This is a genomic window from Candidatus Methylomirabilota bacterium (assembly GCA_035764725.1).
Taxonomy (GTDB): Bacteria; Methylomirabilota; Methylomirabilia; order Rokubacteriales; family CSP1-6; genus DASRWT01.
This window is the reverse complement of sequence record DASTYT010000045.1, coordinates 1-8,578: the sequence shown is the minus strand read 5'-3', so window position 1 is coordinate 8,578 and position 8,578 is coordinate 1. Positions and strand designations below refer to the sequence as shown.

Annotated in this window: 12 protein-coding genes and 1 tRNA gene; 12 read left to right on the top strand and 1 reads right to left on the bottom strand. The window is 71.2% G+C overall.

Going from position 1 to position 8,578, the window contains the following annotated elements:
- The 12 genes from atpD to VFX14_06345 all read left to right on the top strand — a co-directional run.
- On the top strand, window positions 1-730 hold a 730-nt coding region (gene atpD, locus VFX14_06400), incomplete at its 5' end, for a F0F1 ATP synthase subunit beta (GenBank protein ID HEU5189300.1).
- Complete coding sequence (locus VFX14_06395; GenBank protein HEU5189299.1) at window positions 730-1,149, top strand: F0F1 ATP synthase subunit epsilon; 420 nt, start codon at window positions 730-732, stop codon at window positions 1,147-1,149. The genes atpD and VFX14_06395, both read left to right, overlap by 1 nt.
- 146 nt (window positions 1,150-1,295) lie before the next feature.
- Window positions 1,296-1,682, top strand: a complete 387-nt coding sequence (locus VFX14_06390) for a response regulator (GenBank protein HEU5189298.1) — start codon at window positions 1,296-1,298, stop codon at window positions 1,680-1,682.
- On the top strand, window positions 1,667-2,422 hold the full coding sequence (locus VFX14_06385; protein HEU5189297.1) for an HD-GYP domain-containing protein: 756 nt from the start codon (window positions 1,667-1,669) through the stop codon (window positions 2,420-2,422). The genes VFX14_06390 and VFX14_06385 overlap by 16 nt, the downstream gene beginning before the upstream one ends.
- Window positions 2,397-3,227, top strand: coding sequence for a hypothetical protein (locus VFX14_06380; GenBank protein ID HEU5189296.1), 831 nt, complete (start codon window positions 2,397-2,399; stop codon window positions 3,225-3,227). Before VFX14_06385 ends, VFX14_06380 begins: the two co-directional genes overlap by 26 nt.
- The gene (locus VFX14_06375) at window positions 3,221-4,762 is read left to right on the top strand and encodes a HAMP domain-containing sensor histidine kinase (GenBank protein ID HEU5189295.1); all 1,542 of its coding nucleotides are present in this window, start codon (window positions 3,221-3,223) and stop codon (window positions 4,760-4,762) included. The genes VFX14_06380 and VFX14_06375 overlap by 7 nt, the downstream gene beginning before the upstream one ends.
- Window positions 4,763-4,797: 35 nt before the next feature.
- The gene (locus VFX14_06370) at window positions 4,798-5,076 is read left to right on the top strand and encodes a DUF507 family protein (protein ID HEU5189294.1); all 279 of its coding nucleotides are present in this window, start codon (window positions 4,798-4,800) and stop codon (window positions 5,074-5,076) included.
- Window positions 5,077-5,081: 5 nt separating this feature from the next.
- Window positions 5,082-5,369 (top strand): DUF507 family protein, encoded by a 288-nt coding sequence (locus VFX14_06365; GenBank protein HEU5189293.1) that lies wholly within the window; start codon window positions 5,082-5,084, stop codon window positions 5,367-5,369.
- Entirely contained in the window at window positions 5,366-5,971 is a 606-nt protein-coding gene (locus VFX14_06360) for a UbiX family flavin prenyltransferase (protein HEU5189292.1), read from the top strand. Before VFX14_06365 ends, VFX14_06360 begins: the two co-directional genes overlap by 4 nt.
- Window positions 5,972-6,000: 29 nt before the next feature.
- Window positions 6,001-6,744, top strand: a complete 744-nt coding sequence (locus VFX14_06355; protein ID HEU5189291.1) for a glycosyltransferase family 2 protein — start codon at window positions 6,001-6,003, stop codon at window positions 6,742-6,744.
- Entirely contained in the window at window positions 6,744-7,718 is a 975-nt protein-coding gene (locus VFX14_06350; GenBank protein ID HEU5189290.1) for a Gfo/Idh/MocA family oxidoreductase, read from the top strand. The genes VFX14_06355 and VFX14_06350 overlap by 1 nt, the downstream gene beginning before the upstream one ends.
- Window positions 7,719-7,724: 6 nt before the next feature.
- Window positions 7,725-8,357 carry a VTT domain-containing protein gene (locus tag VFX14_06345; GenBank protein HEU5189289.1) on the top strand — a complete coding sequence of 211 codons (633 nt, stop codon included), beginning with the start codon at window positions 7,725-7,727 and terminating at the stop codon, window positions 8,355-8,357.
- An 81-nt stretch (window positions 8,358-8,438) separates the two neighbouring features.
- On the opposite strand, the gene VFX14_06340 is transcribed toward VFX14_06345, so the two are convergent.
- Window positions 8,439-8,525, bottom strand: a tRNA-Leu gene (locus VFX14_06340).
- Between the last annotated feature and the right edge of the window lie 53 nt (window positions 8,526-8,578).

Genomic DNA, 8,578 nt, shown 5'->3' with positions numbered 1-8,578 from the left:
GGTCACCTCCGCCGAGTACTTCCGCGACGAGGAGGGGCAGGACGTGCTCCTCTTCATCGACAACATCTTCCGCTTCACCCAGGCCGGCTCGGAAGTCTCCGCGCTGCTGGGCCGCATGCCCTCCGCCGTCGGCTATCAGCCGACGCTGGGCACCGAGATGGGCGCGCTCCAGGAGCGCATCTGCTCCACCAAGAAAGGCTCGATCACCTCGGTGCAGGCGATCTACGTCCCCGCCGACGACATCACCGATCCCGCGCCGGCCACCGCGTTCGCGCACCTCGACGCCACCACCGTGCTCTCGCGCCAGCTCACCGAGCTGGGCATCTACCCCGCGGTGGATCCGCTGGCCTCGACCTCTCGCATCCTCGACCCCATCATCATCGGGCAGGAGCACTACCAGACCGCCCGCGCGGTGCAGGGGATTCTCCAGCGCTACAAGGACCTCCAGGACATCATCGCCATCCTCGGCATGGAGGAGCTCTCCGACGAGGACAAGCTCACGGTGGCCCGCGCGCGCAAGCTCCAGCGGTTCCTCTCGCAGCCCTTCCACGTCGCCGAGGTGTTCACCGGCCAGCCCGGCCGCTACGTGAAGCTGGCCGATACCGTTCGCGGCTTCAAAGAGGTCGTCGAGGGCAAGCACGACGATCTTCCCGAGCAGGCCTTCTACATGGTGGGCGGCATCGAGGAGGCGGTGGAGAAGGCCAAGAAGATGCGCGAGGGCTCGCGGTAGTGAAGCTCGAGCTCGCCACGCCGTCCCGGATGCTCGTGTCCCTGGACGTGGACGAAGTGGTGGCGCCCGGCAGCGAGGGCTACTTCGGCGTGCTGCCCGGCCACGCCGCCCTCCTCACCACGCTCGGCAACGGCGCGGTCACGTATCGCACCGGCCGTGACGAGAAGCACCTCGCGGTGATGGGCGGCTTCGCCGAGGTGCAGCCGGAGCGCATGATTATTCTCGCCGAGGTCGCCGAGGCGCCCGGGGAGATCGACCGTGCCCGGGCCGAGCGGGCGCGACAGCGCGCAGAGACGCGGCTCGCGGGGCGTCATCCGGAAGGTCGGGACGGCGGCGAGATCGACTTCAACCGCGCCCTCGCCGCGCTCGAGCGCGCCCTCGCCCGCATCCTGGTGGCGGACCGAGTCGCCACCGGCTAGGCCGCCCCGAGCCGGTGCCCAGAGCACAGGGCACCGCGCGCAGCACGCTGCCCAGGCCACAAGGCAGCGCCCCGCCGTCGCGTCGCGCAACGCCTTGATCTGACGGCGCCGTCTCTCCTGGCATGCCGCTCGCTCTACGAGCGGGCATGCCGACCATTCTCGTGGTGGACGACGAGCCCACCATCCTCGAGCTCGTTCGCTTCACCCTGGAAGACGAGCGCATTGCGGTGATCGAGGCCGCCGACGGCGTGGAGGCGCTCGAGCGCGCGCGCGCCACCCGGCCCGATCTCATCTTCCTCGACGTGCAGATGCCCCGCCTCGACGGGTTCGAGGTCTGCCGCCGGCTGCGGGAGGATCCCACGCTGGCGGGCGTGCGGGTCGTCATGCTGACGGCGGCGGGGCAGGAGGCCGACCGCGCGCGCGGGCTCGCTGCCGGCGCCAACGACTACCTCACCAAGCCCTTCTCGCCGCTCGCGCTGTTCACCCTGGTTCGATCGCTGCTCCCGGAGGCCACGCTATGGCCGCAGACGTAGCCCTCTCCCAGGCCCTCGCCTACGCTCGAGACCTCAAGGCCGTCTGCGAGGTGTGGCAGGAGCGGGAGCGCGAGCTGAAGCACGCGAACACGCGCCTCCGCCACGCGCATCGCCAGTCGTTGCGCTACGCCGCCGACCTCAAGAAGACGTACTGGCGCATGGAGAAGGCGTTCCTCGCGAGCCTTCTCGCCCTCGCCCATGCGCTGGAGGCGCGCGATCGCTACACGCGCGGCCACTCGGAGCGGGTCGCGTCCCTCGCGCGGGGGCTCGCGCTGGCCGCGGGGCTTCCCGCCTCGGCCGCCGACGTCGTGGCCCAGGCCGGGCGCCTCCACGATCTTGGTAAGATCGGCGTGCCCGAGGGCGTGCTGCGCAAGCCGGGCCCGCTCACCGACGAGGAGTGGGCGCTCATGCGTCAGCACCCGCTCACCGGCGCGCAGATCCTGGCGCCGCTCGAGTTCTTCGCTGACGGCATGCTGATCGTCCGCCATCACCACGAGCGCTTCGACGGGAGCGGCTATCCCGACGGGCTGCGCGGCCTTGCCATCCCCCTCGGCGCGCGCATCGTGGCGGTGGTGGACGTCTACGACGCGCTCACGTCGGATCGCCCCTATCGCCCGGGCCTCGCGCACGCGGTGGTCGTCGACCGGCTACGCCGCGAGGCCGGCCGCACGCTCGACGGCGAGCTGGTCGCTCTCTTCCTGGATCTGCCGGCCCATGGATCTGCTGACCGCGCCGTTTGAGGCCACCCGCCGGCGCGCCCCCGCCGCGGTGTGGCGGCCGTTCGTCGCGGTGAGCGCGATCATGCTCGCGGTGGTCGGCACGGGGCGGCTCCTCGTCCTGCAGGGCGGGGCCCTGGCGGACCTCGGCGTGGCCTTCGAGGGCGCCGGCGTGCACGGCGGATTCATCGCGCAGGGCTTCGTGATCGCGCTGGCGGGGCAGGGCGCGTGGGCGGGCAGCGCGCTCCGGGTGGCGGCCATGCTGCTGGCCGGTTTCCTCCTCGGCCGGCTCGCTCCTTGGGGCGGGCTGCTGCTCGCCGCGACGCCGCTCGTGCTGCTGCGGGAGTGTCGGCGATATCCGATCCTCTCGCGCATCGGCGCGCTCGAGCCCGTTCGGCCGGGCAGCCTCACCATAGGCCTCGCAGTGGGCGCGTTCCTCGGCGCGCATCTCCTCATCACCGCGTCGCTCACGTTCGGCTACGCAGTGAGCGTGGCGGGGGTGAGCGCCTATGCGGCCGCGGTGGCCTACGACATGGGGGCCAACGCGCTGTCGGCCGAGTGGCTGTTCCGCGGGGCCCTCTTCTCCCACTGGTGGCGCCAGTGGGGCCTCTGGGGCGCCGCCGCCACGTCGACCGGCCTGAGCCTCGTGCGCTATCTGCTCGACCCGGCGCTGCCGCATACCGCAGAGGCGCGCGCCGGCGCGATCTTCTATCTGGCCGCGCTGGGCGTGGCTACGGCGGTGCTGCGCGCGTGGAGCGGCAGCCTGGTCCCGGGCTACTGCGCGTCCGTGGCCTTCTTCGCCGCGTACCGGACCCTCATCGTGTGGTAGTCGCTCCGCTCGCCCTCCTCGTCGCCCTCACCGCCGCCATGCTCTGGGAAGGCGGGGCGCCGGTGTCCCCGGTCCGCCACCTGTTCCTCGTGCCGCCCGTGTGGGCGGCACTCACCGCGGGTGCGCAGGCCGGCGCCTTCGTGGGGCTCATGGCCGGCTTTCTCCAGGCGCCGCTCGTGCTGCCCGCGATCGAGCGCGTCGGATTGACGGGCGGCGCGGTGGACGGGCTGGTGTCCCTGGTGACGCCCGCGGTGCTGGGGGCGGTGGCCGGCCATGTGCGCGACCAGGCCTTCGCGGGGGCCCGCCGGCTCGACGCGCTGCTCGAGATTCAGCGGAGGCTGGCCGCGGACGAGCCGATGGCGGCGCGGCTGGACTTGGTTGTCCATGTGGTCCGCGACTGCCTGGGGGCGCGCACCGTCGGTCTCGTGGTGGACTCGCCCGAGGGCCCGCCGGCGGTGGCGAGCGCGCCGCGTGGCGCCGCGCTGGCCACGCGCTCCGCCGCCGCGTGGTGCTTGACGTCGGGACAGAGCCTGCGCAGCCGCGACCTCGCCACGGATCCGCGTATGACCCTAGCGGATGTCTCGCCTTCGCCGCGGCGCGCGATGGCGCTGCCACTGGACGCGGGCGCCGGATCGCGGGGCGTGCTCGCGGTGGAGTGGCGGGGGGAGGTGCCGGAGGCCACGGCGCGCGCCGCGACGGAGATGGCGCTCCACCTCGGCCTCGGCGTGGAGAACGCGCGGCTCACACTGCGCCAGCGCCGCTTCGCCGCCGAGCTCGAGGAACGGGTCGCCGCCGCCACCGACCGCCAGCGCGAGATCGATCGGGCGAAGTCCGAGTTCATCTCCGTCGTCTCGCACGAGCTCCGCACGCCGATCACCGCGCTCGAGGGCTTCTCGGAGCTCCTGCTCTCCCGCCCCGTGTCACCCGAGCGCGCCCGGCGCTTCCTGGGCCACATCCACGCGGAGAGCCGGCGGCTGGGACGCATCGTCACCGAGCTGCTCGACCTCTCGCGCATCGAGGTCGGGGTCGCGCCGGTCCTCAACCGCGAGCGGGTCGACCTCGCCGCGCACGTGGAGCGGCAGATCGAGCTCTTCGCGGGCGTGCACGGGGGGCACCGGTTCCTCTGGCGGGCGGCTTCCCCGCTGCCGCCCCTTCATGCCGACCCCGACGCGCTCGACCGGATGCTCCAGAACCTCCTCTCCAATGCCGTGAAGTACTCGCCGCGGGGCGGCGAGGTCCGGGTGAGCGCGTGCGCGGGGCCGGGTGGTCTCGTCGAGCTGGCGGTCGAGGACCAGGGGGTGGGGATCGCCGCGGAGGCGCTGCCCCGCGTCTTCGACAAGTACGTGCGCATCGCCAATCCCGAGACGGCGAGCGTCCGGGGACTGGGCCTGGGGCTCAGCCTGGTCCGGGCCCTCGCCGAGGCGCAAGGGGGGCGGATCGAGGTCAGCAGCGAGCCCGGGAAAGGTTCCTGTTTTCGTCTGCTTCTGCCCGGCGGAGGCGAGGATTTCTTCCGATATTCCGGCCATTTGAGTTGACACCCCCCCTCGGCGGCGTGTACCCTGATTTCGCTATGCCGAGACGGGACGAACTGGCTGGACGGATGGCCGAGGCGGTGGTGCGACGGCTGACCACGCGCAAGCTCGTCGAGGTCCGTGACGAGAGCCGGGCCCTCGAGGTGATCCGGCGCATCCTGTCGGAGAACCTTCACGCCGAGGAAAAGCTGGACGCCGATGCCCGTGCGCTCCTCATGGACCACGCCAAGGAGATCCGCGACTCGGCGTCGGACTACAAGCGCATCTTCTCGCTCGTGAAGGGCAAGCTCGCCAAGGACCGGGGGTTTGTGCTGTGACGCGCATGAGCCGCGAGCGCCTCTTCTCGCTCGCCGACCGCATCGTCGCGGACCTCTCCGCCACCGAGGCGGTGTCGGCGCGCGGGCTCGAGGACGACAAGGTGCGCGGGCAGCTCCGCACCGAGGTGTTCCGGGTGCTGGAGGACGAGGTCAAGCTCGAGGAGTCGATCGACCAGGAGGTGCGCCGCACCCTCTCCACGTACTCGCGTCCCGCGCCCGAGGGCAGCGCGGAGTGGGAGATCCTCTATCAGAAGACGCGGGACGAGGTGTTCCGCAAGCGGTTCCGCCTATGAGACGCCTCGTCGTCGGTATCAGCGGCGCCTCCGGCGTGATCTACGGCATCCGCTTCCTGGAGCTGCTGCGCGCCGTGCCCGAACTCGAGACCCATCTCGTCATCTCCGATGCCGGGCGGCGCACCATCGCCGAGGAAACCGAGTGGGCGGTGCGCGACGTCGAGGCCCTCGCGACGCGCAAGTACAGCGACAAGGACATCGGGGCCGCGCTCGCATCGGGCTCGTTCAAGACCGACGGGATGGTGATTGCCCCCTGCAGCATCAAGTCGGCATCCGCGGTCGCGCATTGCTTCAGCGATACCTTGATGGCCCGGGCCGCCGACGTCACGCTGAAGGAAGGCCGACCGCTCATCCTTGTGGTGCGCGAGACGCCTCTCCATCTGGGGCATCTGCGACTGCTGACCCAGCTCGCCGAGATGGGGGCGGTGATCCTGCCGCCCATGCCCGCCTTCTACACTCGTCCGAAGCAGATCGACGAGATCATCGACCATACGCTGGCCCGCGTGCTCGACCGCCTCCGGTTGCCCCAGTCCCTCGTGCCGGAATGGCGGGGCGAGCCCCCCGCGCCGCCGGGCCCCGGTCCACGGACCGAGCGCGTCTAGCCTGGCGCGCTTCACCGCCCGTGAGCCAGATGACGGCCCCTGACCTGTCCATCGTCATTCCTGTCTACAACGAGGAGGAGAATCTCCCGCTGCTCTGGCCCGAGATCCGCGACGTGCTCGCCCCCACCGGGCTCGCCTACGAGGTGATCTTCGTGGACGACGGCAGCCGCGATCGGAGCGCGGAGGTCATCCGCGCGTTCCGCGACGAGGACCCGCGGGTGCGCCTGGTGCGGCTCAAGGCGAACGCGGGCGAGACCGCGGCCACCGACGCCGGCTTCAAGACCGCGCGCGGCCGCTACGTGGTGAGCATGGACGCCGACCTGCAGAACGACCCGCACGACATTCCCGGCATGCTCAAATATCTCGAGCAGTGGGACGCGGTGACGGGCTGGCGCGTGAACCGCGCGGCTGGCGACTCCCTGGTGCGCCGCCTCTCCTCGCGCATCGCCAACCGCGTGCGCAACGCGCTCAGCGACGAGGCCATCCAGGACAGTGGCTGCACCTTCCGCGCCTTTCGCCGCGAGTGCCTGCGCGACCTCGCGCTCTACCGCGGCTTCCACCGCTTCATCCCGACCCTCCTCAAGATGCGCGGGTACCGGGTGCTCGAAGTGCCGGTCAATCACCGGCCGCGCCGCTTCGGGAAGTCGAAGTACGGGATCGGCAACCGCGCGTTTCGCGCGTCGGTCGATCTGATGGTGGTCCGCTGGATGAAGGACCGCCTGCTGCATTACGAGGTCGCGGAGGATCTGGGCGGCGCCGGAGCCCCTCGCTGATGCGCGTCCTGCTCATCGGGCTGGGCCGCTGGGGCGAGAAGCACCTGCGTGTGCTCACCGAGCTCGGCGTCGAGCTATGGGTCGCCGATCTCGCCGAGGAGCGGCGCGCCTTCGCGGTGAAGGCGGGCGTCGCGCCCGCACGGGCGGTGGCCGACTATCGCGCGGCGCTGCCGCACGTCGACGCGGTCGATCTGGTGACGCCCGCCGACAGCCATTTGGCGGTTGCCGGCGCCTGTCTCCGCGCGGGCCGGCACTGCTTCGTCGAGAAGCCCCTGACGCTCACGCTGGCCCAGGGCCGCGAGCTCGCCGACCTCGTGTGCGCAACCGGCCGTGTGCTCCAGGTCGGTCATATCTTCCGCTTCCACCCCGTCACCGAGGCGCTGCGGGAGCGGCTCGCGAGCGGCGAAGTGGGGCCGGTGCGCTACGCGACCGGCCGCTTCGCGGGGTTCAAGCGCCCGCGCACCGACGTGGGGGTGACCCAGACCGACGCCATCCACTACTTCGATCTCTTCGCCTACCTGCTCGGCGCGGCGCCCACTGCGGTGACGGCGACGCTGCGCGACCACCTGGGGCGAGGGATGGACGATCTCTCCTTCAGCGCGGTGGAGTACGGGGCAGTTTCCGCCTTCGTCGAGGCCGGCTACTTCGCGCCGGGCACGTATCGCGACTGCGTGATCGTGGGGGAGCGGGCGACTCTCGCCGCCGACTTCGGCTCGTCCGAAGTGGCGGTGCACGAGAACCGCCACGTCGCGGGCGAGGGCGGCTGGCAGGCGCCCGAGGGCCGGATCCAGTCGTTCAAGGCGACCGGCGCAGAGCCGCTCCGCCGCGAACTCGAGCTGTTCCTCGCCGCTGCGCGCGACGGAAGCGCGCCGCCGGTTGACGTCGCGGCCGGGCTCACCGCGCTCGCGGTGGCGGAAGCGGCGCAGCGCTCCTCGACGCTGGGGCGGCGGGTCACCCTGGCGGAGCTGGTCTAGAAACGCGTGGAGCTCATTCACGGCCTCCTCGACGGCAGCCTGTCGCTGGCCGACCTCATTCGCTGGGGCGGCTACGTCCTGCTGGTGGCCATCGTGTTCTGCGAGACCGGGCTCCTCGTCGGCTTCTTCCTCCCTGGTGACTCGCTGCTGATCACCGCCGGGCTGCTCGCCGCCGCCGGGGCGCTCGACATCTGGCTGCTGAACGTGCTGCTCATCGCCGCCGCCATCATCGGTGACAGCGTGGGCTATGCGATCGGCTACCGCGCGGGCCCGCGCCTGTTCACGAAGGAGGAGTCCCTGCTGTTCAGTCGCAAACACCTCCTCCGCACCCGCGTGTTCTACGAGAAGTACGGCGGCAAGACCATCGTGCTCGCGCGCTTCATCCCGCTCATTCGCACGTTCGCCCCAGTGGTGGCGGGGATCGGGCAGATGGAGTATCGCCGGTTCCTGTTCTACAACGTGTTCGGCGGGATTGGCTGGGTGGTCAGCATGACATGGGCGGGGTATCTGCTCGGCACGCTGATCCCGAACATCTCGCGCTACATCCACGTCGTCGTGATCGCGGTCATCGTGCTCTCGCTGATTCCGGTGGTCGTGGAGCTGTGGAAGGCGCGCCGCGACGCGTCGGTAGGCTCATAGTTCCTCCCGACGGGGCCGCGCGCCCGTCGGCGGCTCTGGGGTAGGATGGGGGGCGACGCGCGGGGCTTGGTCGATTTTCAGTGGTGCCGAAGGGGGGACTCGAACCCCCACACCCTTGCGGGCACATGACCCTGAATCATGCGCGTCTGCCAATTCCGCCACTTCGGCCCGAGAAGCCTTACCAGGATACCGGCCGAGCGAGTGAAGTCAAGGGGGCCCGA